This is a genomic window from Micromonospora sp. KC207 (genome assembly GCF_004348615.1).
Classification (GTDB): Bacteria; Actinomycetota; Actinomycetes; order Mycobacteriales; family Micromonosporaceae; genus Micromonospora.
On sequence record NZ_SMKJ01000633.1, the window covers coordinates 1 to 444 of the forward strand.

A 444-nucleotide genomic window follows, 5' to 3' on the forward strand; every position below is an offset into this window, starting at 1 on the left:
CGCTCAGGGCGTTGCGGGCGGCGGCGGGGCCGCAGTAGTAGAAGTTGGGCTGCGCCTCGTAGCGCACGTCGAGCTCGCGGTCGCCGGCCGGGCGGCGCTCGGCCTGCACGGTGGCGGCCCGCTCGGCGGGAGTGGCCTGCGCGGCCAGCGCGGGGCCGGCGATCCCACCGGCGGTGGCGGCGATACCGGCGACGGTCAGGGCGGTCCTACGAATCAGATCGGTACGCATGATCAGCGTGCTCCTCTGCTCGGGGGAACGGCGTCACCAGGGGGCGGCGACACCGCGAACACATCAAGAAAGGGAAGACGACCCGGCGGGCCGAAAAGACCGGCGGTCGTATGCCAGATACAACGCCCCGACCCCCGACCCGATTCCACCGCCACGGTGACCCCGCCCACCGGACACCGTCTGACAAACCCGACACCCGCCCCGATCGGGGGGCG

1 pseudogene is annotated in these 444 nt (G+C 73.0%); it reads right to left on the reverse strand.

From position 1 onward, the window contains the following. A pseudogene (locus E1258_RS33790) lies at positions 1–229 on the reverse strand (C39 family peptidase); the annotation flags it as partial. Positions 230–444: the final 215 nt, after the last annotated feature.